This is a genomic window from Vibrio sp. YYF0003 (genome assembly GCF_036350715.1).
Classification (GTDB): domain Bacteria; phylum Pseudomonadota; class Gammaproteobacteria; order Enterobacterales; family Vibrionaceae; genus Vibrio; species Vibrio natriegens.
The window spans coordinates 416,984-443,611 of record NZ_JAZDWA010000005.1 but is presented as its reverse complement, the minus strand read 5'-3'; the positions used below and the strand labels follow the sequence as shown (position 1 = coordinate 443,611).

Annotated in this window: 22 protein-coding genes and 1 tRNA gene; 14 read left to right on the top strand and 9 right to left on the bottom strand. The window is 44.4% G+C overall.

Going from position 1 to position 26,628, the window contains the following annotated elements:
• Window positions 1-821 precede the first annotated feature (821 nt).
• Both V1U08_RS16820 and V1U08_RS16815 read left to right on the top strand, forming a co-directional pair.
• Window positions 822-1,460 carry a YchE family NAAT transporter gene (locus tag V1U08_RS16820; protein WP_014232555.1) on the top strand — a complete coding sequence of 213 codons (639 nt, stop codon included), beginning with the start codon at window positions 822-824 and terminating at the stop codon, window positions 1,458-1,460.
• Between the two features lie 35 nt (window positions 1,461-1,495).
• Window positions 1,496-2,368 (top strand): ion transporter, encoded by an 873-nt coding sequence (locus tag V1U08_RS16815; protein WP_330471054.1) that lies wholly within the window; start codon window positions 1,496-1,498, stop codon window positions 2,366-2,368.
• A gap of 33 nt (window positions 2,369-2,401) precedes the next feature.
• Here the strand turns inward: V1U08_RS16815 and asd are convergent, their stop codons facing one another.
• Window positions 2,402-3,517 carry an aspartate-semialdehyde dehydrogenase gene (gene asd, locus V1U08_RS16810; protein ID WP_014232557.1) on the bottom strand — a complete coding sequence of 372 codons (1,116 nt, stop codon included), beginning with the start codon at window positions 3,515-3,517 and terminating at the stop codon, window positions 2,402-2,404.
• 431 nt (window positions 3,518-3,948) lie between these two features.
• Between asd and nhaC the strand changes: the two genes are divergently transcribed.
• Window positions 3,949-5,382 (top strand): Na+/H+ antiporter NhaC, encoded by a 1,434-nt coding sequence (nhaC, locus tag V1U08_RS16805; RefSeq protein WP_330471053.1) that lies wholly within the window; start codon window positions 3,949-3,951, stop codon window positions 5,380-5,382.
• An 80-nt stretch (window positions 5,383-5,462) separates the two neighbouring features.
• On the opposite strand, the gene V1U08_RS16800 is transcribed toward nhaC, so the two are convergent.
• From V1U08_RS16800 to yejK, 3 genes are all read right to left on the bottom strand, one after another.
• Window positions 5,463-6,626 carry a chemotaxis protein gene (locus tag V1U08_RS16800; RefSeq protein WP_330471052.1) on the bottom strand — a complete coding sequence of 388 codons (1,164 nt, stop codon included), beginning with the start codon at window positions 6,624-6,626 and terminating at the stop codon, window positions 5,463-5,465.
• Between the two features lie 108 nt (window positions 6,627-6,734).
• The gene (locus V1U08_RS16795) at window positions 6,735-8,024 is read right to left on the bottom strand and encodes an Hpt domain-containing protein (RefSeq protein ID WP_330471051.1); all 1,290 of its coding nucleotides are present in this window, start codon (window positions 8,022-8,024) and stop codon (window positions 6,735-6,737) included.
• Between the two features lie 215 nt (window positions 8,025-8,239).
• On the bottom strand, window positions 8,240-9,238 hold the full coding sequence (gene yejK / locus V1U08_RS16790; RefSeq protein WP_330471050.1) for a nucleoid-associated protein YejK: 999 nt from the start codon (window positions 9,236-9,238) through the stop codon (window positions 8,240-8,242).
• Window positions 9,239-9,323: 85 nt separating this feature from the next.
• On the opposite strand from yejK, the gene V1U08_RS16785 reads away from it, so the two are divergent.
• From V1U08_RS16785 to V1U08_RS16775, 3 genes are all read left to right on the top strand, one after another.
• Entirely contained in the window at window positions 9,324-9,551 is a 228-nt protein-coding gene (locus tag V1U08_RS16785) for a YejL family protein (protein ID WP_014232562.1), read from the top strand.
• A 22-nt stretch (window positions 9,552-9,573) separates the two neighbouring features.
• Window positions 9,574-11,382, top strand: a complete 1,809-nt coding sequence (locus V1U08_RS16780; protein WP_014232563.1) for a DUF3413 domain-containing protein — start codon at window positions 9,574-9,576, stop codon at window positions 11,380-11,382.
• Between the two features lie 155 nt (window positions 11,383-11,537).
• Window positions 11,538-11,628 (top strand) — tRNA-Ser (locus tag V1U08_RS16775).
• A 217-nt stretch (window positions 11,629-11,845) separates the two neighbouring features.
• Here V1U08_RS16775 and V1U08_RS16770 read toward each other — a convergent pair.
• Window positions 11,846-12,730 carry a Fe(3+) dicitrate ABC transporter substrate-binding protein gene (locus V1U08_RS16770; protein WP_330471049.1) on the bottom strand — a complete coding sequence of 295 codons (885 nt, stop codon included), beginning with the start codon at window positions 12,728-12,730 and terminating at the stop codon, window positions 11,846-11,848.
• On the bottom strand, window positions 12,730-14,856 hold the full coding sequence (locus V1U08_RS16765) for a TonB-dependent siderophore receptor (protein ID WP_330471048.1): 2,127 nt from the start codon (window positions 14,854-14,856) through the stop codon (window positions 12,730-12,732). Before V1U08_RS16765 ends, V1U08_RS16770 begins: the two co-directional genes overlap by 1 nt.
• A gap of 331 nt (window positions 14,857-15,187) precedes the next feature.
• On the opposite strand from V1U08_RS16765, the gene V1U08_RS16760 reads away from it, so the two are divergent.
• From V1U08_RS16760 to fecE, 3 genes are read left to right on the top strand one after another with little or no spacing between them, the layout of a single operon-like run.
• Window positions 15,188-16,189, top strand: a complete 1,002-nt coding sequence (locus V1U08_RS16760) for a FecCD family ABC transporter permease (RefSeq protein ID WP_330471047.1) — start codon at window positions 15,188-15,190, stop codon at window positions 16,187-16,189.
• Window positions 16,186-17,154 (top strand): FecCD family ABC transporter permease, encoded by a 969-nt coding sequence (locus tag V1U08_RS16755; protein WP_330471046.1) that lies wholly within the window; start codon window positions 16,186-16,188, stop codon window positions 17,152-17,154. The genes V1U08_RS16760 and V1U08_RS16755 overlap by 4 nt, the downstream gene beginning before the upstream one ends.
• Complete coding sequence (gene fecE, locus V1U08_RS16750; protein ID WP_330471045.1) at window positions 17,154-17,918, top strand: Fe(3+) dicitrate ABC transporter ATP-binding protein FecE; 765 nt, start codon at window positions 17,154-17,156, stop codon at window positions 17,916-17,918. The genes V1U08_RS16755 and fecE overlap by 1 nt, the downstream gene beginning before the upstream one ends.
• A gap of 62 nt (window positions 17,919-17,980) precedes the next feature.
• Here fecE and V1U08_RS16745 read toward each other — a convergent pair whose 3' ends face one another.
• Complete coding sequence (locus V1U08_RS16745; RefSeq protein ID WP_330471044.1) at window positions 17,981-18,454, bottom strand: Lrp/AsnC family transcriptional regulator; 474 nt, start codon at window positions 18,452-18,454, stop codon at window positions 17,981-17,983.
• Between the two features lie 188 nt (window positions 18,455-18,642).
• Here V1U08_RS16745 and V1U08_RS16740 point away from each other — a divergent pair, with 188 nt between their 5' ends.
• From V1U08_RS16740 to V1U08_RS16725, 4 genes are all read left to right on the top strand, one after another.
• On the top strand, window positions 18,643-19,905 hold the full coding sequence (locus V1U08_RS16740; protein ID WP_330471043.1) for a trans-sulfuration enzyme family protein: 1,263 nt from the start codon (window positions 18,643-18,645) through the stop codon (window positions 19,903-19,905).
• Between the two features lie 180 nt (window positions 19,906-20,085).
• The gene (locus tag V1U08_RS16735) at window positions 20,086-20,892 is read left to right on the top strand and encodes a transporter substrate-binding domain-containing protein (RefSeq protein ID WP_014232571.1); all 807 of its coding nucleotides are present in this window, start codon (window positions 20,086-20,088) and stop codon (window positions 20,890-20,892) included.
• A gap of 88 nt (window positions 20,893-20,980) precedes the next feature.
• Complete coding sequence (locus V1U08_RS16730) at window positions 20,981-21,925, top strand: amino acid ABC transporter permease (RefSeq protein ID WP_024373041.1); 945 nt, start codon at window positions 20,981-20,983, stop codon at window positions 21,923-21,925.
• A gap of 19 nt (window positions 21,926-21,944) precedes the next feature.
• A complete protein-coding gene (locus V1U08_RS16725) occupies window positions 21,945-22,670 on the top strand; it encodes an amino acid ABC transporter ATP-binding protein (protein WP_024373042.1) in 726 nt (241 codons plus the stop codon).
• Between the two features lie 60 nt (window positions 22,671-22,730).
• Here the strand turns inward: V1U08_RS16725 and V1U08_RS16720 are convergent, their stop codons facing one another.
• Entirely contained in the window at window positions 22,731-23,648 is a 918-nt protein-coding gene (locus V1U08_RS16720; protein ID WP_330471042.1) for a histone deacetylase family protein, read from the bottom strand.
• 128 nt (window positions 23,649-23,776) lie between these two features.
• On the opposite strand from V1U08_RS16720, the gene V1U08_RS16715 reads away from it, so the two are divergent.
• The gene (locus tag V1U08_RS16715) at window positions 23,777-24,466 is read left to right on the top strand and encodes an SDR family oxidoreductase (protein ID WP_330471041.1); all 690 of its coding nucleotides are present in this window, start codon (window positions 23,777-23,779) and stop codon (window positions 24,464-24,466) included.
• A 108-nt stretch (window positions 24,467-24,574) separates the two neighbouring features.
• Here V1U08_RS16715 and V1U08_RS16710 read toward each other — a convergent pair whose 3' ends face one another.
• On the bottom strand, window positions 24,575-26,539 hold the full coding sequence (locus V1U08_RS16710; protein WP_330471040.1) for a DNA topoisomerase III: 1,965 nt from the start codon (window positions 26,537-26,539) through the stop codon (window positions 24,575-24,577).
• Window positions 26,540-26,628 lie beyond the last annotated feature (89 nt).

Here is a 26,628-nt window from a genome sequence, read left to right as displayed (position 1 = left end):
AGAGAAGCGGCACGGAAGATTTTGTCTACTTGCTCTTGAGAGTAAGTAGAGAACTCTTCTTGCGCTTTCTTAACGCGGGCAACCATTGCATCTAGTTCAGCCATATTAGTTACAGGCATAGGGATTCTCCTAAAATTAACAAATATTAAAAACTTTTTAGTAAGGCTATTGCTTATCTCTTTTTGCTGCTTATCAGCCACTTAACAAACAAACGACTTAGTAAATTGCTTTCATGGCTGAGTATAATGTTTCAAAGCATGAAAATAATTGACTTGGATCAGTTCTCATCCTCGAAATACCACCAAAGTGTAGTATAAGCGACAGGTATAATTATAACCAACTGATAATAAACAACTTTAGACCTTACAAACCATAGAACAAAAAAGCAGCAAACAGACAAAAAAATTAAATTAACTACACCAGACTGTAAAAAAGTTTCATTTTTAGACATAAAAATTACATGTACGCCTAATTTAATGTGCTACTAATAGTATATAGAATTACCTCACCCCTCTGCAATCACCCTTTGTTTTTAATCAAAAGTGCATCATTGTGAATGTTTGTGTAAAACACAACTGTTAAACAATAGCACTCCATGCAACATTTGATTTGCAGATTAGATACAGATTTTTAAAAAATTAGTTTTTCTCACAAATAGTATGGGAAATACGTTAGTTTTTTTCATTTCTACTGGGTGGTGTTTTCACTTACATTTAGCGTCCAACGTCATATCGTCTGAATAGAGTGTCTTTAACTTCAAACGATTTAGATAACCTACTCTCTCCATTTTTCACTTATGTGAATGTTTATGAGAATGCACTATGCAAACTTTTGAGCTCGCTATTTTCTTACAGTTTTTTTTAGGTCTGGTTGCTGCCGTTAACCCAGTTGGTATCATGCCAGTGTTCGTCTCTCTGACAGGCCACATGACACCTGAAGAAAAGAGTAAAACAGCCACAACCGCAAACATTGCCGTTGCAATAATCCTTTGTATCTCGCTACTCGCAGGTCAGCTCCTGCTGGACATGTTCAGCATTTCTCTGGATTCATTTCGAGTTGCTGGCGGATTGCTGCTGCTAAGCATCGCATTCTCAATGATGAGTGGTAAGTTGGGTGAGGATAAACAAAATAAACAAGAGAAATCTGAATACGTCAGTCGTGAACAGATCGGGGTTGTTCCTTTAGCAATGCCTCTAATGGCGGGACCGGGTGCAATCAGCTCGACTATTGTTTACGGAGCTCGCTACCCAAGTATGCTAGATACGGTAGGCATTAGTATTACTATTGGGGTGTTCTGTTTTTGCTCATGGTTGCTGTTCCGCTCCGCTCCATTGATCGTTCGCTTTTTAGGCCAAACAGGGATCAACGTAATCACCCGTATTATGGGCCTGATCCTTGGTGCACTCGGCATTGAGTTCATCGCTAACGGGCTACGTAACCTATTTCCCGGATTAGCCTGATATTCCATAAGCTTGTATGATAGAGCGATTCAACCATGGATCGCTTTGTCATGAAGACTCACTCTCTGAAAAATACACTCTACGTTACCATTTTTGGTACGCATACCAAGGCTGGTCGAACGTTTGATATCGTATTAATTATTGCGATATTAAGCTCACTGGCTATTCTGGTCCTCGACTCTATTCCTGCGGTGCAAGCTGAATGGGCAAAGGAGCTAAAGTACCTGGAGTACACCTTTACCGGCCTGTTTACCATCGAGTACCTTCTTCGCCTATATTGCTCACCTAAACCCGCCGCTTATGCAAAAAGCTTCTACGGGATTGTTGATTTACTGGCGATTCTGCCAACCTACTTAGTGCTATTCTTCCCATCAGCGTCATTTATGGGCGTGATTAGAGCACTGCGTGTGTTGCGTATTTTCCGAATTTTAAAGTTAGTACGCTATCTTCAAGACTCTAATGTTCTTCTTCGGTCATTGCTCATGGCTCGCAGGAAAATCTTCATCTTTTTCAGTGCGGTTGCCATTCTTGTCACCATATTTGGGTCACTGATATATATCGTTGAGGGGCCAGAAAATGGATTTACCAGTATCCCAAAAAGCATTTACTGGGCCATCGTGACCATTACCACGGTTGGGTACGGTGATTTGGTTCCCCAAACCAACCTAGGAAAAGCACTGGCTTCAATAACGATGTTGCTGGGTTATTCGATAATCGCCGTGCCGACAGGAATCTTTACCGCAGAGTTGCACCAAGAAATTCAATCACATAAAGAATTGGTCAAATGCCCAAACTGTTCGCAAGCAGGCCATGACCCAGACGCCATCTACTGCAAGCACTGTGGTAGTGAACTTGCCGATCCGGACAAACGTGTCGTTCGGGGAGAAAGCAAAAAAAAGAGCTCCTAATGAGGAGCTCTTTTCATCAAAAATAGAGAAACGTTATGCTTTCTCTTGAAGGATAATTCTTAGTGTACGACGTAGAGGCTCAGCTGCGCCCCATAGCAATTGGTCACCAACCGTAAACGCGTTCAGGAAGTCATCACCCATCGCCATTTTACGTAAACGACCAACTGGTACAGACATCGTGCCAGTAACTTTTGCTGGTGATAGCTCTTGCGCCGTGATGTCTCGCTCGTTTGGAATCACTTTTACCCAATCGTTGTGAGTAGCAATGATCTCTTCGATTTCATCCATTGGCACATTTTGCTTCAGTTTGATAGTCAATGCTTGTGAGTGACAGCGCATCGCACCGATACGTACACAAGTACCATCAATAGGAACTGGTGAGCTTTGAGAACCAAGAATCTTGTTTGCTTCTACGCCCGCTTTCCACTCTTCTTTGCTCTGACCATTATCACGTTTCACATCGATCCACGGGATAAGCGAACCAGCTAGTGGCACACCAAATTTGTCAGTTGGGAAAGAAGCGCTGCGCATCGTCTCTGCAACTTTCTTATCGATATCCAGGATAGAGCTTGCTGGGTTAGCAAGTTCTGAGCTCACTGAATCATTGATCACGCCCATTTGAGAGATCAGCTCACGCATGTTTTGTGCACCTGCGCCAGAAGCCGCCTGGTACGTCATCGCGCTTGTCCACTCAACTAAGCCTTTCTCGAACAGGCCGCCAAGACCCATTAGCATCAAACTTACTGTACAGTTACCACCAACAAACGTGTTAGTGCCACCGTGGATGCCTTGCTGGATTTGCTTCAGGTTTACAGGATCCAGTGTGATGATTGAATCTTCTGCCATACGCAGAGTAGAAGCAGCATCAATCCAGTAACCTTTCCAACCAGCTTGACGAAGTGCTGGATACACTTTTTCAGTGTAACCACCACCTTGACACGTAATCACCGCATCAAGCTGTTTTAAACTTTCAATATCAAACGCGTCTTGTAGTAAGCCTGCGTCTTTTCCTAAGTTAGGAGCAGGAATACCAATTTGAGAAGTACTGTAGAATACTGGTTCGATTAGATCGAAGTCTTTTTCTTCAACCATGCGCTGCATCAGGACTGAACCTACCATACCGCGCCAACCAACTAAACCAACTCTCATCGCCTTAACTCTCCATGTATTAAAAACCTTCTCCCATAGTTCAATTTTCGCAGCAAAATCTCAAGCCCTAATTTGTAAATGAGCGCAATTTTTAACGTTTTCTACCGAAAAATTGCTTTAGAAGTAATTTTTGAGCATTTGAACTCCGTGGAATCGTCATTTATAAGTAGGAAAAGTTATTTTTTACCCGCATTGGTCTTACCACTCTTTTACATGTAACATTTGAAGCACATTATTTTCACACCACAAAACATTTAACACCAATTTTATTAAACATTTCTAGAAAATAACTTCACATGCAAACGTTTAACTAGCCCTAGATCAACATAAAACACCAAAGATTCGAAATATAATGCTGGTTACTGTATGTTATGCCGCTATTACAACAAGGAGCGTCTTCTTCTATTGCTCCACGATATACAGAGGCACGTATGAAGCAAGTTACAACACGCCTTCCTAACCTGATTCAGGTATTTATCTCGTTAGGTTTATTCCTTCTTTTGGCATTTTCGTTCACTGCTAAACTCGATCTTCCAATCCAACTAGCGCTATACATTGGTTGGTTCATTATTATGCTATTGGGCATAAAGCTGGGTCATCAGTATAAAGACCTTGAAAAAGCAGCATTAAATGGTATTTCTAATGGCCTGGGTGCGGTTTTAATCCTCCTTGCCGTAGGTGCACTTGTTGGCACCTGGATCTCCGGTGGTATTGTTCCGACCATCATTTACTACGGGCTACAAGCTATTCATCCATCCATCTTTTTGCTCGCTACAATGATCATCTGTTCTTTAACAGCATTAGCAACGGGTACATCTTGGGGTGCGGCTGGTACTGCGGGTATTGCCATGATGGGAATTGGTCAGGGTCTGGGTGTTCCGGCTCCGATTACAGCAGGTGCGGTTCTCTCTGGATGTTACTTCGGAGATAAAATGTCGCCGTTGTCTGATTCTGTAATCCTTGCTTCTTCCATGTCTAACGTCGAAGTGATGGAGCATATCAAAGGTATGTTACCTATTGCTCTGATCAGCTACATCATCACTGGCATCATGTTCACCGCATTTGGCTTTCACTATGCAGGCCAAGTCGATATGAGCCAGGTAGACTCTGTGATCAAAGCGATGGAGCAACAGTTCTACATCACACCTTACTCGTTTGTGCCAGTGATAATCGTGCTTGGCCTACTGGCGATGCGCATGCCTTCTTTCCCCGTTATCAGCTTTGGCTCGTTACTGGGTATCATCTGGGCAGTCATGATTCAGGATGTAGATTTTCTGACGGCATTCAATACAGCGTGGGCGCCATTTGCGATTTCGTCTGGTGTTGATTTCATCGACTCTATTCTAAACCGAGGCGGTATGTCGTCTATGCTAGGCTCCGTTGCCGTGATCGTATTTGGTTTGGGCTTTGGTGGCTTGCTGGATAAAGTAGGCGTGTTAGAAACCATTGCGAAGCTATTTGAAAAACGTGTCCAGAGCTCTGGTTCATTGGCAACCAGCACCATTGGTACCGCATTTATGGGTAACGTATTTGGTTCAGCAATGTACGTGTCTCTCATCCTGACGCCAAAAATCTGTGCTAAAAACTACGACCGTCTTGGTTACAAACGCAAAAACTTATCTCGTAACGCAGAGTTCGGTGGCACCTTAACCTCTGGTATGGTTCCTTGGAGTGACAACGGCATCTACATGGCAAGTATCCTAGGTGTCGCGACCCTGTCTTACGCACCGTTCATGTGGCTTAGCTTTGTCTGTATCATTGTGACAATCATTAGCTCTTACATGGGATGGTTCGTTGATAAGTGCGAGCCAGTGGCAGAGTCTACCTCACAAGAAGAAACGGAATTACAACAACAAACGGCTTAATATCGTTTACTGATATCAAAAACAAAAGAGCGCCAAGGCGCTCTTTTTATTTATGCTGAATTCAGGTAAATGCAGTCAAACTAGCTTTCTTTTATGTTTGCTTTGACGGAAGCCCGCTTGCCCAGTACATAGCCAAGACCTAGCGGAGCAAAGAAGATCGCGATAATGAACAGAATGAAATAGATAATGGTGCTTCTGACAAGCTCAATCAATTTTGTCATTGCCAAATCGACAACCTGTTGAGAGACGCGATCTATGTCTTGTGCAAATTTTTCTCTTTCATGAGTAATAATCAACGCAATTTCCTGACGCTCTCTCGCCACCATTTCTTCTAGCGCCTGACGCTCTTCACCTAACTGAGATAGACGAGCTTCGGTTTTCATATCGATATCGTCAACCAGAGGCTGAAGTTCAAGTGCCATTTGCTCAGCCAAATAGCGCATATATTCTGGGTTATTATCGATAAAATCTCTCATCGAATCGGCTGTCACTTGCAGGCTATTTAGCGCCGCGTTGACTTTTTCAATGCTGGCTGAGCTGTTTAATGCCAGTAATTGTGCCTTCCATGTCATGATCTTTGGTGCTTGTTTAGACGCTAAACTTAACCGATCAGACACATCCCCCAGAGCTTCTGGCATTGTTCCTAACGTCATTACGGCTTCTTCCTCACTAATTTGAGAAAATTCCAACCATGCCCGGTAGGCTGGCGTTCTGATCATACTCAGGTCAGCAAAGGGATGTTGCTTGACGAAATTAGCCACAAACGGTTTTGTATTGTCATACACTTCTTTTTTCAATATGGATTGAGCAAGCTTGTCGACTTCATTCGCCAAATGCTCAGAGACTTTTTTGGCTTCATCCGTGGCAAACAGATTGCTGCCTGCTCCTGTAGCAAAAAACTCGTCGACTTGATGCGCGAATACCCACGTATCAATCAGGCCAGCCATAGGGGTGACCTGATAAGCCGAGGCCTGTAAGCCTTCTTCCGCGTTTATTTTCCATAATAGGAGGTAAGATTGGTTAATTTGGTCGTTGGGGTCATACTTAGCTTCTAAAGAATCAGCAGCTTGCTCTACCTGAGCAAAATATTGCAACGCATATTCTCTCGTCAATATACGCATATTGAGCTCTTGCTTGGTAAGCGGTACGGTTTGGCTATCAATTTTCACTGATAAAAGTGAACATCCAGAGATTGTCATAGCCACCCACATAACCATCATTGAAAATATTCGATGAGCAGACATGGTATTACCTTTAATAAATTGGTGTAGAACAGGAATCAAGGCGAACTGAGAAACAGTTCAGTGCGCCCTTGAATACCTCAACCTCTAACGGTTTAAGTCAGAGTAATATCAATCTGTTAGCGTTTTTTGTATCTTTTCACTTTTGAGAACACGCTTTGCAAAAAGTATGGTTTGCTCCAATATATCCTTCAACTTATTGAGCTTACTTTCCGGTACGTTTTGTTTTTCTTTAATCAATAGCTCAATATCACCCGATATGGAACTTAAAGGCATCGCTCCCAGACTGCCTGAAACGCCTTTCAGACTATGTACGACTCTTTGAGCTTGTTCTTTATCGGCGTTCAACAATTGACATAACTTCACGCCGTCGTTGGAATGGTCCTGAATAAACACTTCTAACAACATATGAACGGCTTCTTCGTCGCCAGACAAAGATTCAAGCATCTTGTTAATGTCAATATAGGGAACGTCAACCAACGCAGGCGTTTTTTCTGAAGATGAATGGGTAACTGTTACTTGTTGTTCATTTTTCTTCGATGATCCTTCATCGATGCTAATGTTAGGCTTATCTGTCTGAAGAAGATCCGCACTGGTATCCGTTACCTTTATTCTGTTCAGGTTATTAGGCTCTTTTTTGCCGAAAGCAGTCCAGGTGACGACCCATAAAAATAGTCCGCTTACTCCGCCAAACAATACGATTAGCTGCGTGAGTGCTCGCTCTAGGGTCATATTCGTCGTTGCTAGCTGATTCGCTAAGTCAGGTTTGAGTAGCTGCTTAGCTAAATAACGTCCTTGCGCGTTCGCGGCGAGTACATTTGAGGTTTGCGCGAGTCGGCGTTGAAACGCCGAGCGCTCTTCGACAATTAATGAATCCGATTCAATGAAGAGAGAATCGAGCTCGCGGTAAGTGTCTGCACTTGTGGTTGAATCACTGAAAATTGACTCTAATACCAGCGCCCCCAAGCGATAATACATTGAGTGAACTTTTTCTGAGTTGTTGCCTCTGGCACGACTGTTTCGCAACTGCTCTGCGAGTGAAACCAATTCATGATCACTGCCAATAAAAGCATGCGCATTTTCAAGAAAACGATCCGTAGCATAGAATAACTGGGTTAAGTCCGGGGGAAATATACCGCCCGAAGATTCATGCTCAAGTTGAAGGCGAACGGCATAAACAAGCTGGAGTTTCAGAGCAGTTGGGTCTACGTGCTGCACGCGATTGGTCAGTTCGAAATTAAAAAAATTACGAACTTCCTCTATTTTACTTCCCAACTCATTAACGGTTGAAAGCATTTGAATGGTTTGCTTCGATTGCTGCCAAAAGCCAACCGCTAATACACACCATAAAATGAATAGAAGCCAAACATAACGTCTTAAACCTGCCTTTAATTGCTGCAACACCTAACCCTCGCATATTTCCATTAATAACAAGGATATATCATTATCTTTCAAGATACAGGGTTCTTAGCGTTGACACGGGCGTAAGCTCAAGAAAAAACGCTACGCAATGAAAGGTTTCATTCATTGTGAGCAAATACCATTCGCGATATTTGACGCACATAAAAAAAGAGAGCCTAAGGCTCTCTGATTTGAATTGTCACTCGTCGTTTCGATTAACTGCGACTCAACTGATCTTTTAAGTTCGGTGGCGTTCCTTTGATCGTTAATGTATCGGTCTCTGGATCATAAAAAATACGCTCACCAAGAAGTAAGCTGTCAAAGCTGATGTTTAAACCACCGCCCGCTCCAACGTACTTGGTTAACTTACGAACCGTTGCACGATCACCAGGGAATGACTCTTCAAGTTCGTAACCTTGCTCTTTAGTGAAGTCCATAAAGCTGGTGCCATCCTGACTAGGTGGCAATTCACCAGAAAGCTCAGAGACTTGAACTTCTTCGCCAGATTTAATCTGCTCGTTACAGTAGTCGTAAACTTGTTTTTTGTACTCGTTTACTTCCTGCTTTTCTAACTTTGAATCAGCACAAAAATCATCAACGGCTTGCATCAATACCAAGTTTTGTTTCTTCGTATCTAATCCAATATCTGCCTGAAGGAAGTCGAGGAAAAAGTCTGCTACTTTACGCCCTACCCGACCTTTAATGTATGACAGATAGCGGTTGGACTCTTTGTCAGTGTCGTAGCTCGACAAATCAATTCGTGCCGCGATATCCATTTTTGTAATGTCTAAGTAGTCGGTCGCACTAATGTCCAGGCCTTCAGTTACTTTCAGACTTTGATTCATTGGCAAAATACCAATAAACAAATAATCCGTCGCAAGGCTCTGATACTCGGCGAAAACCAAAATGCCTTCGTCTGCGAATGGGTACTTAATTAACTCTTCTTTCAGTCGATTTGCACTAATTTGTGAGAAATCATAAAAATCTCGCTCACCTTTGCGCATTTCTTGAAGCCAAAACTGAAATTCGCTGTCTGACTGGAAAGAACCAAAACCTTTACCAGCTTTAGAATGGAACACTCGATGAAGTTCCGCGACAAGGTTTTCAGTCGACGAATCATTTTCTAGTGATGCGGGACGAAGTTTAACAACCAGTTCGTCCTGATCGTTTTTGCATAATTGATGCAGAATAACGTTTGAAAGATGAAGGCTCATAGTGATTTTATCTTGCTACAAGGTTTTAGTTGATGGGCATTGTAGGTTATCATAAGCCGCTTTTACTATCATTATTAGAGTCTTTATGCCGATTACATCTAAATATACTGACGAACAAGTAGAGAACATTCTTGCGGAAGTCGCGTTAGTTCTTGAAAAACATGCAGCTTCACCTGAGTTAACACTAATGATTGCCGGAAATATCGCAACCAATGTCTTAAATCAACGAGTTGCCGCTTCACAACGTAAAGCGATTGCTGAAAAATTTGCTCAGGCACTGATGTCTTCATTAGAAACACCAAAAACACATTAATAACGGATAATTAGACACATACATGGTAGACAGCGGAAACTCATACGGCGAACGTGTATCTCGACTGGTAGGTTGGGGACATTGGTTTGCATTCTTCAACATTGTTGCTTCAATGTTGATAGGCACACGCTATATTACTCAATCGCCTTGGCCTGAGACCTTGCTCGGTCAGTTTTACCTGGCAATCTCTTGGGTTGGCCATTTTGGCTTCCTTGTTTTCGCTCTTTACTTGCTGGTTCTATTCCCGTTGACGTTTGTCCTGCCATCTCGGAAACTATTCCGCTTGGTGGCAGTGATATTTGCTACGGTCGGTCAGACTATTTTATTGATCGATACCCAAGCCTATCAGTCGATCAACTTACACCTGACCCCCGTGGTTTGGGAGCTTTTATTTAGTGATGATAAAAGCGTTCTAAGCTCAGATCTGCAACACCTGTTTGTTGTGATGCCATTCATCTTCCTGATCCAGCTTGCGCTTTCAGAGTGGGTGTGGCGAAAACAACGTAAACTTTCTCATAAACACGTTGGCCGCCCGTTGGCTATACTGTTCTTCTTGAGTTTTATGACCAGTCATTTGGTGTACATCTGGGCGGATGCTTATTTCTATAACCCAATTACCAGTCAACGCGCTAACTTCCCGCTTTCATACCCAATGACAGCGAAAAGCTTTATGGAAAAACACGGCTTATTAGATCGTGAAGAGTACCTAAAACGCTTAGCTGAAAACCAAGGTAATGTTGAACTGGTTAACTACCCGCTTGAAAAATTAGAGTTCAATCGCCGCGTAAACAAACTTAACGTTTTGATGATCAGCGTGAATAATTTGAGAGCGGATGCATTAAATGAACAAGAGATGCCAAACCTTTATGGGTTTGCGCAGGAAAATCAGAATTTCCGCAACCACTATAGCTCAAGCAATGACACCTATGGTGCATTCGGTTTGTTCTATGGTTTGCCTACCAGCTACGCTTCAAGCATTCAGGCACAAGGCTCTTCACCTGTCATGCTTGATGTCCTGAAAGAACAGGGTTACAGCTTTGGTTTATTCAGTGGCAATGGCTTTGAAGATGACCTTTATTCAGAGATCATTTTCAGAAACTTGAACTTGGCTGAGAAACTAGACGGACAACAAACGCACACTGACAAACAGTCCATCTCAGATTGGAACACATGGCTGGTAGAGAACGCACAACAGCCTTGGTTTAGCTACATCGAAGTTACCGCAGTTGATAACTTTGAATCGATTCCTTCAAATACAGATGAAGAAATGCCAGCCAGCGAACGATTCAAAAAAGCGTACGAGTTTGCGGTTAAATCAGCGGATAATACCGTTGCCAGCATTATTAACGAATTAAAAGAAACGCACTTACTCACAAACACCGTGGTTATCATCACTTCAAATCACGGCAGTGAGTTCAATGAGACCAACACCAATAGTTGGGGTGCGAACAGCAACTACAGCCGATATCAACTGCAGGTACCAATGGTGATTCATTGGCCAGGCAGACTAGCAGGTGATTTTACTCATAGCACCAGCCACTTAGATCTTTCGGTCACGTTGCTTCAAGACATGCTTGGGGTTTCATCGAACCCTTATGATTACAGTAGTGGCCGCAACTTATTCGATGAAAGTCGTCGACGCTGGATATTGGCCGGAGACTCAAGAGAATTAGCGTTAATCACCAATACGCAAACCACGGTTATCGATAAGTTTGGTAACTACAAGCTGTACGACAAAGACTACAAGCGTCTGCGTGATGACAGCCCTAAAATGCCGGTGCTAATGCAGGGTTTAACGGAGTTACAGCGCTTTTATACCAAGAGCAATTAATACTGTTTTTACGCGTTTCATTCAAAAAAGCCCTCTAATGAGGGCTTTTTGTTTACTAAAGCAACAAACAACACAAAATTGAGCAGTAAACAGCCAAACAGATCGATTTAGGGTTTACAAGTTTTTCAAAGCCTTATATTATTCGCGTCAACAACGGAGAGATGGCTGAGTGGTTGAAAGCACCGGTCTTGAAAACCGGCATACGTTAATAGCGTATCTAGGGTTCAAATCCCTATCTCTCCGCCACATTTAGAAAGCCTGCAAAGAAATTTGCAGGCTTTCGTCGTTTTAGCCTATGTGAAAATTTTACGGGATTTCTAAATCCCTAGTTGAGCGCAACCCCGGCACTCAGCCACCTTTAGTAAAAAGGCCGCTAAGAAATTAGCGGCCTTTTTCGCTTCCACAGTTTGAAAGGGATTTGTACTAAATCCCTAGTTGGATGCAACCCCAGCCCCACTCGCAGCTAAGTCGAAGTCTTTTCGATTATTGTATCCAGCTCTTTAGCAATTGACTCTGCGGCGAGTATGCCTCTGTTAAGTGACCAAAGCTCAGGTGACACCTGTATCTCTTGCCCAGTTATATTGATTTTTAACAGTTTAAAAAGCGGACTCTTATGCCAATTATCTAACACCGCATAGCCCGCCCTTTTACTGTAAAAGAGCCAATCTGGATTTACTTTCAGCAGAACTTCTAGGTTTGCTTCCATTAAATGGCTCTGTTTGAGATCGGGTAGCGCGGGCTGAAGGCCGAGGTAACTTAATAAACTTCCGGTATAAGACAGTGGGCCATGCATCCACATGCCCCTTTCATTAACGTTGGCAAACTGTACCGTTCCGTTAGCTTTAAACTTGCCTTTGTAAGACGCCATAAGCTCACGATGCTTGGCCAAACGCGCTTTCATTTCCTGCTCTTTACCGACGGCTTTACCAATCGCTAAGGCAGACTCAAGTCCTTCTTGATAGGTTTCTCCTCTGCTTTTGAGCAAAATTGTCGGAGCGATTTGAGACAAATCATGCAGACTAATTTTATGACGATAGCTGTCAGCAATAATTAAATCTGGCTTAAGCTGAGCGATGACTTCCAAGTTTGGCTGGGAACGCATACCGACTGAAGTCCAAGGCTCAATGAGATCCCTCACCTGTGGAATTATTCTGGTCGGGTCTTTGTCGTCAGCCACGCCAACAGGTGAAATACCAATAACAGCCAACGCATCAACAAAAGAGTACTCCAACACGACTATCCTTTTTGGTGCGGAATCTGTTGGTGCCGTATATTTTGGCGTAGAGGCGGCTTGTACCGTACAAGCGCACAGTACAAGCAAAACAGTTAGTAAGCGCATGAATGCCATTAGAACTTGCCTGACACACTCAAGGTAACGTTACGCGGGTCACCCAGGTACAATCGATGGCTGTCCGTTCCGCCTACGTAATACTCTTCATCAAGCAGGTTAGCCACATTCAGCGATAGACGGTAGTCTTTTACTTCATAGTGAACACCAACATCAACGGTCATGTAAGCAGGAAGCTCAACTCGATCAGACGGGTCCTCACTGGTGTAACGCGCACCTTCATAGTTGGCCCCAAGGGTCGTACCCACTACACCACCAGCAATTTGGTAAGGGAAGTTATATTTCGTCCAGAAGTAAGCATCATGGTAAGCCGTCATAGGGGTTCTGCTACCTTGAATACTCGCGTCTGGATTCTCTGAGATTTCAGAGTCTACATACGCATACCCCAGCTTAACCTGCCAGTTCTCTAGCGGCTTCATCAGTAGCTCGGTTTCCACGCCTTTACTGCGTACTTCACCAAGCAATTCGTAATCACCACTGCTGTTTTTCTCTACTACATTGGATTTTTCGATGTCAAAATAGGCGACGGTTAAGTTACTGTTGTTGCTCAATAGATCGGTTTTCACCCCGACTTCGTATTGACGCCCTTCCTCTGGGTCGAAAGCATCATCGTTAACATCTTTCTTCTCGACGCTGTTTGGATTGAAGCTTTCGCCATAACTGGTGTACAGAGAAGTCCCATCGATAATTTTATAAACGATACCTGCCTGAGAAACGAAGGCATCAGTAGATTGAGTGTCATCCGTCGACTTGCTGACATAGTCGAAATCGACATCTTGACGCATGTAACGTAGTCCGCCCATCACGGTCCATTTCTCCGTCAGGTACACCGTATCTTGCAGGTATAAACCATAGTTTGTGTAATCAGTAATACGGTGATCCACTTTATACGCGCTTTGATCTCGTTCAGTTACGTCTTGTGGGTTGGTAAAATCTACCGTTGTGGTCGCATAAGTTTCACGCAGGAAATCTCGCTTCTCTAGACCAATATTTCCGCCAAAAAGGAGCTGATGCTCAACGTCACCCGTCCAAAGGCTACCGGTAGTACGGACATCGACGAAGTGATATTCACGCTTATTGACTTGATCTCGGTCGCGTACTTTAACCAAGCTGGTCGAGTCAACCACATCTCTGGTTTCATGTAAGTCACGTGTGTCCTCATGCCACACACTACGCCAATCGACAGTGAGATCGAATCCGTTGATCAGCATGGTGTTATAACTGGCAAACGCAACTACCCCTTCGTCTTCGTCGGTATCATCAGACGACTGGTAGTGCGTATCAATGGATGCAACCTGGTCGATATCGTTGTTTAATGCCACCAGCCCGTCGTCCGCAACACGATGTTCTGACTGCAGTTCCAGACCAAAAGTGAGTTCAGTTAATTCCGATGGACGATAAGTCAGTGTCGGGAATAAGTAGTAATTCTGCTGGTCAACATCGTCACGGTATGAGTCTGCGTTTTCGCCACTGATAATCAGGCGATACATCCAGGTTTTGCTTGCATTTAGCGGCCCGGTGGCATCAATTGTCCCGGTAAACCCGTTATCGTCGCCGAAATCGCTCACGCTGGTCGCGTATGTTGTCGCCGACACATCATAGCTAAACGAGGCGGTATCTTGCGGCTTCTTAGTAATAATATTGACCATACCACCGGGCTGGATTTGACCATACATGATAGAAGCAGGACCTTTGAGAACTTCTACTCTTTCTACGTTTGCTGTTGTCGGCGATCCAAATCGAGAGGCAAGACCCGGTAGGCCGTTAACTTGAATGGTATTAAGATCGGCTGGCATACCACGCAGCGTAAAACCGTCGGCATCGACATTAGAGCGGGTTAAACCCGTGGTGTATCCATAGGCATCATCCAATGTCGTCGCTCGGATATCCTGCAAGAACTGCTGGTTGATGACGTTAACCGTTTGAGGCGTGTCTAACGGGTCAATATCCGTTTTGGTTGCGGTCGTTACTCTAGGGTTCAAGTATGAGTTTTGCTGGCCAAAAACCACCATACTCTCATCCACACTTGCTACCTCTGCGGTAGTAATTTCTCCGGCGAAAACAACGGAGCTAAGCCCCATTGTAATTAATAAACTCTGGGTGATTGTGTTTACAGCAAATCTCATAAAACGGCTCAATTAAATTAACTTTATTGCATATGAATTCATTATTATTTTGTTTCATTTGTACATAATTAGATACAAAATGAAGCCGGATATAATAATTATTATCATTATCAATTCAAGTTAAACTTAACTTAATGAGTCTGTTTGTGTTTGAGAGCCGTCATCTACCGCTTGAAATTATTACCACAATTCACAATGCATACTAAAAACAAGCGATCAACAAATGAACAAGTGCAATTGATTACGATTATCATAAAGGTTACACTCGATGAACTTTTATTCCTTGTGGCTTGTAACCATTTTTAGCCTGAGCGTTCATACGTAGTAATCGATGCGAATTTTTTCCTCCACTCTTTATCTCTGGATACCATTGATTTTATTATCACTTGTAGGATCTTGTTATTCTCTTACCGCCTGGTCTAGTTTTCCGCTATCGGTCTCTCACATATACCAGTATCTGTTTGAATTTGATCCTATGAGTATGGAGCAACAAATCATTGCTTCGATTCGCATGCCCAGAGTGCTGGCTGGTCTTTTGATTGGCGCGAACCTAGCCGTCGCAGGATTAATGATGCAGGGGTTGACCAGAAACCCTCTCGCTTCCCCTTCCATTTTAGGGATCAATGCAGGCGCAGCCTGTTTAATGGCGCTGGCAAGTATCGGCGTTCCCTTTTTAGAAACTATGCCGGGTGTATTAATAGCCTCAATTGGTGGCGTTCTCAGCGGCGCAGTTGTATTAACACTGGGGGGCTTCTTTTCTGCAAAGCCCCACCCTCTCAAGCTTGTACTAGCAGGTATTGCCATCAATGCACTTCTTGTCGGTGTGACCAGAGCGGCGGTGATACTGGCCGATGATAAAGCGTATTCCATCATCAGTTGGCTGGCTGGGTCTCTTTCTTCTGTCGAATGGCAACAATGGAATACATTGTGGCCAACCAGCGTGTTAGGATTGATTGTGTCTCTTTTTGTCGCGAGACAGCTTAATCTTCTTGCGCTGGGTTCAGACGTTGCCACCAGCCTGGGAATAAATATTAGACTTACCAGGGCACTGACTTATCTCGCCGTCGTTTTACTTACCGCCTCCAGCGTCGCAATCGCTGGGCCAATCGGCTTCGTTGGTATGCTCGTCCCTCATATTGCAAAAAGGTTCGTCGGTAACGACTTTCTAACCCTCATTCCAGCGAGTGCGTTACTTGGTGCTACATTGATTGTTTGGGCTGATGCTTTGTCGCGAGCAATTGCTTTTCCTGCCGAAACTCCGGTTGGCGTAATTACAGCCCTTATCGGAACGCCTTGCTTTGTGTTTTTAGCCATGAGAAGTCAATCTTCATGAACAACATAAAACTCACTCTGCTCTCTTCTTCACTCCTGATTATCGCGATTCTAAGCCTGATTGTGGGAGCGTCTGATATTTCTATAAGTCAGATCTCTACGACCCTACTCAGCGGTGGAGAGTTTAACTTCACTATCAATCAATATCGTTTACCACGTATCATTCTCGCTATTGGCGTTGGAGCTGGTCTGGGTTTATCCGGTATGTTGGTACAAGGCGTGATCCGAAATCCGCTCGCATCGCCAGATTTAATGGGGATAAGTGCCGGCGCAGGATTAGCAGCAACGACCTTGTTAGTGATGTTTCCGCAAGCCCCAACAAACTACTTACCTCTGGCCGCTCTTGTCGGTGGCTTTGCTGCCGCCGGAATGATTCTGCTCGTCAGCTACAAAATACAGCCAACCGCGGCAAGACTGGCGTTAATCGGTATCGCGATCAGCGCGTTTCTATCCAGCTTTATTGATTTTTTGATGGTGGTACACCCGATAGAGATCAACACCGCCATGGTTTGGTTGACGGGTAGCTTGTGGGGAAGAAACTGGGAGCAAGTCCCTTTTATATGGATAACACTCGCTATCATGGTTCCGTTTTCCTGCTGGTTAGCCTGGCGATTGGATGTAATGGGGCTGGGAGAAGATAGCGCGACCTCACTTGGTATTAAACCGCAGCGCATCAAATTACTCTCACTGATTAGTGCCGTTATTCTTGCCAGCGTCAGCGTGTCGGTATGTGGCACGATTAGCTTTGTTGGATTACTGGCACCGCATTTAGCAAGAATGCTATTTGGTCATAATCATAAATTGCTTGTTCCAAGCGCAGCCTTACTTGGCGCACTAATGGTATTGGTATCCGACACGTTAGCGAGGGGAATACACCCTCCTTTGGAACTTCCAGCCGGCGTATTAACGTCTTTAATTGGCGCACCATACTTTATTTTCTTACTGCAACGCTACAAGGGGTGGTGATGATAGCTGCAAATAATTTAAACGTTTCTTATGGTGACAAAATCATAATTGAAGCGCTCAATCTCACGCTGCCTAAAGGCAAAATCACCGCTCTTATCGGTCCAAATGGATGTGGTAAATCGACCTTATTAAAAACACTGGCTCGAATTAACATGCCAACTAGAGGTGAGGTTTTACTTAATGGAAAGGCATTGAAATCATACCGTGACAAACACCTGGCTCAAGAAATGTCTTTATTGCCTCAGGTGTTAGAAACGCCAGAGGGAATCACAGTAAAACGCCTGGTAGAATACGGTCGCTCACCCTACCTTTCACACTGGGGTAAGTTGGGCGAGCATGACAAGAACATGGTCGCGAGTGCAATGCGGGAAACAGGCGTAGATGACTTGGCAGAACAAACGGTTGAATCGCTATCCGGAGGACAAAGACAAAGAGCCTGGATAGCCATGATTCTGGCACAAGACACCAATATTGTGATGCTGGATGAGCCCACTACCTACCTGGATCTTTCGCACCAGATAGAGCTGATGAAGATCATGCGTGAAATGAACAACAAAGGAAAAACGGTGATCGTTGTATTACATGACTTGAATCAGGCATGTCGCTACTGTGATCACTTAGTTGTCCTCAAAAAAGGACAGGTCGTAGCCCAAGGCACACCGCACGATGTTTTTACTGAAACCCTGCTTAAAGACGTATTTTCACTCGATGCGCGAGTCATTCAGGATCCTGTCGCTAATACCCCGATGTGCATTGCCCACTAAGTAATAGAACCCTGATAAGAGACATTCTCTCGGGGTTTTATAGGCCCCGCTCTACAGGTAGGCTACTCAAGAGGCAGGTAAAGACTTTGTTTTGGTGTATCTAGTACCACGTTGGTCATGACGCGGCGAATCTGTGGGAACTGATCCATTATCTGCTCAATAAACCCGTCGTAGCTTTTTGTATTCTCCGCTGTAATCACAACCATCAAATCGACATTACCTGTGACATAAAACACCTGCTGTATGGAAAGTTGAGACTCTGCCCAGCGTTTGAATTTATTGAGTACTGAGTAGTTATCTCTTTCGATTTCAATACCCGCAATAAACGTCATTGGGTGCGTAGAAAGCTCTGATTTAACGACAGCGATTTCGGCTTGGATTGCGCCCTCTTCCCGCAGCCGCTTTAATCTTCTCTGTACAGCAGAAGCAGACAGCCCTACTTGCTCGGCAATGACCTCGCTCGCCAAACGACAGTTGCTTTGCATCAGTTCCAGAATCTTTTTATCGAAACTATCCAGAGTGGAAACGTCACCCATGGTTTTCCTCTTACTGTTATTCCGCATTATTGGGGTTTAAATGCGGGAAATCTTCCGTGTCGAGCCAAGAATAGCGGATTTTACTCACCAATTGGAATCCACAATTAAACCATTCGTTCGAGTAGAACTAAAAACTGATTTCAGCCAAACAGACTTATGGCTAATGACAACGACTGGATTAAACAATAATGCATAACGATGATTGCAAATTTGGATTGCCTCCAGAGTCTATTGACTCTCAAGCATTGACTACTGAAACCTTGGCTCCTGAAACTCTGGCGGTTCATGCCGCTGTTCGACCTGACCCTCACACAAAAGCCATCGCACCGAATATCGTGATGTCGGTAAATCACAGCTTTTTACCCAATGACGGGGCTTTTTCCGCACAAGGTATGCAAGACCTCGCCGACGCACCTTTTCTGTACGCAGGTTGGACAAACCCAACGGTTCGTTTACTCGAAGAGCGTTTGGCTATTTTAGAACAGGCAGAAGATGGACTCGCGACAGCAAGCGGTATGGCAGCTATCACAGCGGTCTTCATATCACTACTGAAAGCGGGAGATCATCTTGTTATCAGCGATGTTTGCTACGCCGCCGTTTTTGAGTTCGCTACCCAAGTTTTGCCTCAGTTTGGAATTGAGGTTTCTGCAGTTGACACTACATGCACTACTAATGTGCAAAAGGCTCTACGCGAAAACACCAAGTTGGTGCATATAGAGACACCATGTAACCCTCTATTAAGGCTCTCTGATATAAAAGCGCTCTCTTCATTGCTTAAAAACCGGGGGATCTTACTGAGTGCAGATTCGACGTTTTCAACACCGGTTATTACCCGACCACTTGATCTTGGAGCAGATTTGGTCGTTCACTCTTTAACCAAGTTCATTAACGGCCATGGCGATGTTCTTGGCGGGTGCGTTTTAGGCTCGAAAGCCTTAATTAGCAAGCTTAGAAGCGTTGCTGGCGTCTATTTTGGTGCATCTTTGAGCCCACAGAGTGCGTGGTTAATTATGCGGGGAATGGAGACTATTTATCCACGTATGAAAACACTGTGTGAGTCGGCTCACGCCATTGCGAATTGGTTAGAAAACAACCCAAATGTACAAAGGGTTTTATATCCCGGTCTAGAGTCACACCAACAATTTTCACTAGCTAAACAGCAAATGGCATTTTTTGGCGGCATTATTGCATTCCAAGTAGAGGACATCGAACTGATTGAGCAACGATTTGCGCATGAGTCGAAGATGTTTTATTACGCATATTCGATTGGACATCAGCGAAGCTTAGCGGTGGTGTTGAAAACTGATGATTTGGACAAGTCTACTTATCGATTTAGCCCAGAACAAAAAGCGAACTTTTGCCGCGACGCGGGTAAAGGAGTCGTGCGGCTTTCAATCGGTCTTGAGTCTCCGGTCGATTTAATTCGGGACTTGAGTCACCTTCTTAGATGAAAATTGAATTTGTATGGCAATTTATTGGTTTTAAATTCGGAATGTTATTGAAACGTTACTAGATTGTGTTGCATTATCTTGTCGTTTTTGATGTAAGTTCGCGTTTGCGTGACACTCAATACAACATCGTATCTGTCATTGGACGAACAAAAAAATAACAAAATTTTTATAAGGGATATTATGAAAAAATATATTAAATCTTCAGCAGCTGGACTTGTGTTTGCTTGCTCCCTGCTTGGTGCTAATCAAGCCATGGCAAAGTCTGACCTAGAAGGTGTTATTAGTTCAGGTGAACTAAAAGTATGTTTTGATGCTGGCTATATGCCTTTCGAAATGAAAACCAAAGATGGCCGTTTCATTGGTTTTGATGTCGATTTAGGTAAGCACATGGCTCGTTCTATGGGGGTTAAATTCACTCCTGTGAACACAGCTTGGGATGGCATTATCCCTGCGCTACAAACTAGCAAATGTGACATCATCATGGGTGGTATGACAATCACTCCTGAGCGTAACTTGAAAGTTAACTTTGCTGACCCGTACATCGTTATCGGTCAGTCTATTATCCTATCTCCAGCTCTTGAAGGTAAGATTAACAGCTACACAGATCTAAATGATCCTAAATACACAATTTCCACTAAGCTAGGCACAACTGGTGTAGAAGCGGCGAAGAAACGTCTATTCAACGCAAAAATTGACCTTTACGACACTGAGGTTGATGCAGTTCTACAAGTTGTTAACGGTAAAGCAGATGCTTTCGTTTATGACTTTCCATACAACTCGATCTACGCAGCTCAAAACAAAGGCAAAGTTGGACACCTAGCTGAACCTTTCACTTACGAGCCTCTAGGTTGGGCGATTCGTCAAGATGACCCTAACTTCTTAAATTTCTTGAATAACTACTTGCGTCAAATCAAAGGCGATGGCACGTACGATCGTATGTACGACAAGTGGTTCAAGTCTGACGACTGGTTAAAAGAAGTTCAATAATTAGCTTTAAGCCCAGCGAACTAAAACTAAGTCAACTGGGTAACGTAAGTTGCCCAGTTCATTAAAAAGAAAAAAGAGAATCTGAGTGATGCAGTCTAAATCCTCAAAATGGATAGGACATGGAATTTATGTCCTAATAATGGCCATGCTGATTGGCGCGGTCTATTTCTCTGGCAAGAGTATTAACTATAACTGGCATTGGGATCGCCTCTGGCCGTATGTCGTCAACACCGAAATGCAACAGCTCCGAGCAAACGGTGACGGTACTGCCGTGGTTAACGCTGGCCAGTTAACGATTGAGTTTGATGACTCTAGTCAGTCTCAAGTCATCGATCATTACACAACACTTTTAGTTGGAAACGGTGACTTGGTATTCCAAGGTGACACTGTTGCCCAGCTTAACGAATGGAAATTCGGACCGATTGCTCACGGTTTATGGGTGACGGTAAAAATATCCTTTATCTCCCTCATTTTTGCCGTCTTACTTGGCCTGATATTCGGCCTCATGCGGGTTGCGAAGAACCAAACAGCGAGAAACTTAGCTGTTACCTATGTTGAATTGATTCGCGGTACACCGCTTCTGGTGCAAATTTTTATCGTTTATTTCTTTATCGGAACCGTACTCGATTTTGATCGATTCACCGCAGGGGTAGTAGCATTATCTGTATTTACAGGCGCTTACGTTGCAGAAATTGTTCGTGCAGGTATTCAGGCAATTCCTACAGGCCAAATGGAAGCGGCGCGCTCACTAGGTATGACCTACCCAAAAGCAATGCGCTACATCATTCTGCCACAAGCACTAAAGCGTACACTGCCACCTTTGGCTGGTCAGTTTATTAACCTGATTAAAGACTCTTCGCTTGTTTCAGTTATCTCTATTACCGACTTAACTAAAGCGGGTCGTGAAGTTGTGAGTGGCAGCTTTGCACCTTTCGAGGTGTGGTTCACTGTCGCGGCACTTTACCTACTAGTAACCGGGACTCTGTCTTGGGCAATTCAACGTTTAGAGAAGAGGTTATCAGCCAGTGACTAGTGAATACAACGGCGAAGATATGGTTTACGCCAACAATGTAGACAAGTATTACCCTAATGGCTGCCACGCTTTAAAATCAGTTTCAACGACGGTAAAACGTGGTGAAGTGGTGGTGATTATCGGGCCTTCAGGGTCAGGTAAATCAACGTTCTTACGTACATTGAACCAGTTAGAAGAGATAAGCACTGGGACCATCATTGTTGATGGTTTCGACATGTATGCGAAAAGTACTGACATCAACGTTTTGCGTCAAAACGTTGGAATGGTATTCCAGAGCTTTAACCTCTTTCCACACATGACCGCGTTAGAAAACGTAATGATCGCGCCATTGAAAGTGGCTAAGCGCCCGAAGCATGAAGTGGAAGGCGAGGCGAAAGTGTTGATCAAACGTGTTGGTTTAGAAGATCGTATGAACAACTACCCAACGCATTTATCCGGTGGTCAGCAACAGCGTGTTGCGATTGCCCGAGCACTCGCAATGAAGCCCGATCTGATGCTTTTTGATGAGCCAACTTCAGCACTCGACCCTGAAATGGTAGGTGAAGTACTGGATGTTATTAAGTCATTAGCAAAAGAAGGGATGACCATGGTTATCGTAACTCACGAAATGGGCTTTGCCCGAGAAGTGGCCGACCGTGTGTTGTTTATGGAAGACGGTAAATTGTTGGTAGATGACAGCCCTCAAGCGGTATTTGATGACCCAACTCATCCTCGTCTGCAGCAGTTCTTGGCAAAAGTGCTGTAACTGTATTTGTGAAATGAAAGCCGAGCTTCTAAAGCTCGGTTTTTTCTTTTGCGGTGCTTTTTAGCCGAAAACTTCCAAACTAGCCTGAATCAAATTCATATGAATCGGGACAAGATCTTCATGATTACTTCGGTAACCACCACCGACAACGGCCGCAACTGGAATACTGCGCTCTTTCATTAACTGCATCAAAAAGCGATCACGCTCTAGTATGCCTTGCGTAGACACATCAAAATACCCGAGCTCGTCGTCAGTGTGTATATCAACGCCAGCATCATAAATCACCATGTCAGGACGATGCAGATTGAGCGCCATTTGCACCACTTCTTTAAATGTCATTAAGAAGGTTTCATCATCGGTACCCCTAACTAAAGGGACATCGAGATCAGACTCAGGCTTTCTTGCCGGGAAGTTTTTATCACAGTGGAAAGAGAGCGTGACAATATCCGGCTCTTCCTGACACAAGGTTGCCGTACCATCACCGTGGTGTACGTCACTATCAATGATTAAGACTTTATCGACATCGTCGTGATCCAACATTTGCTTTGCGGCTATCACAAGATCGTTAAACAAACAGAAACCACTGCCGAAGTCTCTGTGAGCATGATGATATCCACCACTCAAATGCAAAGCCACGCCGTGTTCCAACGCTTTCTCCGCCGTCAAAACCGTGCCAGCCGCAGAAGTGAGTGTTCTGGTGATCAGTGCCTCACTCCAGGGAAACCCGATACGGCGCATTTTAGCCGCCGGCATCGAACCGCTAACCAATAAATCCACATATTCGGCCTCATGCACTCGCTTAATCTCTGCTACAGAAAGCGCCGTAGGCTCGAAAAACTGAACCCGCGATTGGCTGTTTTCGTTCTCTAGCTTTTCTTGCACTGCTTCATAAAGATATTGATACTTCATGATCGGATAACGATGCCCTTCAGGCAAAGCAAGTTTTGAATATATCGGGTGATAAATAAGTGGCAGCATGGAAGGTTCTTTTTAACAATAGTGGCGAAATAGTACCAAGTTCAACCATTGAATAAAATGCCATTTCACTGCTAAGGTTTGAAGAGCTAAAACAATAACTCGATAACAAATAGGGATAAGGGAATCAGATGAGTTCTACCGTTTTTATTACTGGTGCAAATCGCGGTATCGGCCTGAGTTTAACTAAGCTCTATCTCGACAATGGCTGGCAAGTACATGCGACTACTCGGAACTTAGCGAACAGCGACGAATTAGTCAGTTTAAGCGACCAGCACTTCTCTTTAACGCTTCATGAACTAGATGTCACCAATTACAAGCAGGTAGAGCAACTCGCGAAAAACCTGCCTGCTATCGACCTGTTAATAAACAACGCGGGTTACTACGGTCCTAAAGGTTATGGGTTTGGAAATACCGATGTGGATGAGTGGCGTAAAGTTCTTGAAATCAACACCATTGCACCACTCAAATTAGTCGAAACATTCTACCCATTGCTGCAACAGGGCCAAATGAAGAAAATCGCCTGCATCTCTTCTAAAGTCGGCAGCATGACCGAAAATACCTCAGGTGGTGGTTACATCTACCGCTCTTCCAAAGCTGCACTTAACTCCGTCGTAAAAAGTTTAAGCAACGACTTATCCGACCAAGGGTTCACCGTCCTAGCCCTTCATCCCGGCTGGGTTCGCACAGACATGGGCGGGTCGAATGCATTAATTGAAGCAGAATTCTCGGCCGCAGGGCTTGCTAACGTGATTGAACAAAGCACACAGAAGAATTCCGGCCAATTTATCAATTACGATGGTACCGAACTCCCCTGGTAGGCGTGCTCTGACTCAAGATGATGTCAAAGGCTCGATTGAGAAGAATGGCAACTTGTTTGAGTAGTAAAGTTTAAGACTAAAGCGGCAAGTTTCAGTGCCGCTTTGTTTTCAAGATGACTTACGTTTTGGTGCGCCAGATTTAGAGAAACTGCCCTTCGAATAGCTGCGTTTCTTACGCTTAAACGCCGGGCGCTCGACTTTAGGTAAGTGACGTAAAGACTCAGGAATCGGCCCTGACTTAACCTCTCCCATCAGGCTATCTATTCTTTGCTCCAACGCTTGCATAAATGGCTGATAGGCTTGATTTTTCTCAGCCATTCCTTGCAATTGGAATTCCCAGTGCGCCGTCATATCCGGATAAGTCGCATCTTGGGGAAGCGCATGAACCAACCCTCGGCCAGCTGGTGAGCTTAAAATCGATTTACCCTGCCGAGTCAAAAGCTGACGCTTGAAGAGTGTATCGAGAATACCAGCACGCGTAGCTTCGGTTCCAAGGCCATCCGTATCACGTAGGATCTTCTTCAACTCTTTATCAGCAACATAGCGGGCAATCCCCGTCATCGCCTGCAACAGGGTCGCTTCGGTGAAGTGTTTTGGCGGCTCGGTCTTGCGATCTTTTATTTCCCCTTCCCGGCAAGTGAGCACCGTGCCTTCTGCCAAAGGTGGCACGGCATCAATCCCGTCGTCTTCTTTATCGGTTTTGCCCATTAAGGCTTTCCAGCCCGGAGAAACAAGCTGACGACCTTTCGCAATAAAAGTGCCTCCAGCAATATCAAATACCAGCTTCGCTTCGGCGTAAATGGCCGCAGGATAAAATTGCATTAGGTACTGTCGGGCAATGAGTTGATACACCTTCATCTCATTGCCCGATAACGCATTCACATTAGCTTGCTTAGGCGTAGGAATGATCGCGTGGTGAGCATCCACTTTTTTGTCGTTCCATGCTTTCGATTTAATCGACAAATCCGCGCCCTGAACGGCACTTTGCAGCTCTTTGGCATTGTTGGCAATTGCAGAAGTGACTGAACCCGCTTGTGCATAGTGCTCCATCGGAAGGTAACGGCAATCCGAACGCGGGTAAGTGATCAGCTTATGCTTTTCATACAATGCCTGACAGGTATCCAAGACTTGCTGGGCACTCATGCCATAACGTTTTGCCGCATCAATCTGCAATGCAGACAAAGAATAAGGTAAAGGGGCAGATTGCTTGGTTTGTTTTTGCTCAGACTCTTTCACCGTGGCGGGTTGGTTCTTAATGCGAGCAGCAACATTCTCCACCAGCTTTCGGTTGAGAACTCGCCCTTCCTCATCTTGCCAAGGTTTACACGCTTCGCTTGGTTTCCACCTCGCACGAATATCAAATGCGCCGTTTTGATCTTGATATGGGATTAACGCATGCAGGGTGAAGTAGTCTTTAGGGATAAAGTTTTCGATTTCTTCATCGCGACGTACCACCAACCCAAGCACTGGCGTTTGCACTCGCCCGACCGATAATACACCTTGATAGCCGGCTTTCTGCCCTAGCAAGGTGTAGGCGCGAGACATATTCATGCCATAGAGCCAATCCGCTCTGGAGCGAGCCAGCGCAGAAACAGAAAGCGGGATAAAGTCACGGTTGCTGCGCATTGAACTCAAAGCTCGTTTTACTGCTGGTAAGTTCAAATCTGAAATCAGCAAACGTTGAGTTGCTTGCTTCTTAGTTTTAGACAGTTTGCAGTAATCGAGCACTTCATCCACCAAGAGTTGACCTTCACGGTCTGGGTCTCCTGCATGAATGACTTCCGTCGCTTCTTTTAGCAATTTACGAATCACAGTCAATTGCTTACTAGAAGTTTTTCTTGGCCTTAGCTGCCACTGCTCCGGCACAATCGGCAAATCCGCCATGTTCCATTTTTTGTAGCGTTCGTCATAAGCATCTGGCTCCACTTGTTCCAGCAAGTGTCCGATACACCAGGTCACTACATCTCCATTACCACAGCGAATAAAGCCTTGGTCTTTCTTTTGAGGGTTCGGTAGTGCGGCAGCGATCGCGCGGCCTAAACTTGGTTTTTCAGCAATAAACAGACGAGACATAAGCTTGGGAAAGTAATAATAATTAGGGCCACATTATCGAATGTAGCCCTAATAAATCAAGAAAAACTGTATAGATAGACAGTAAGAAT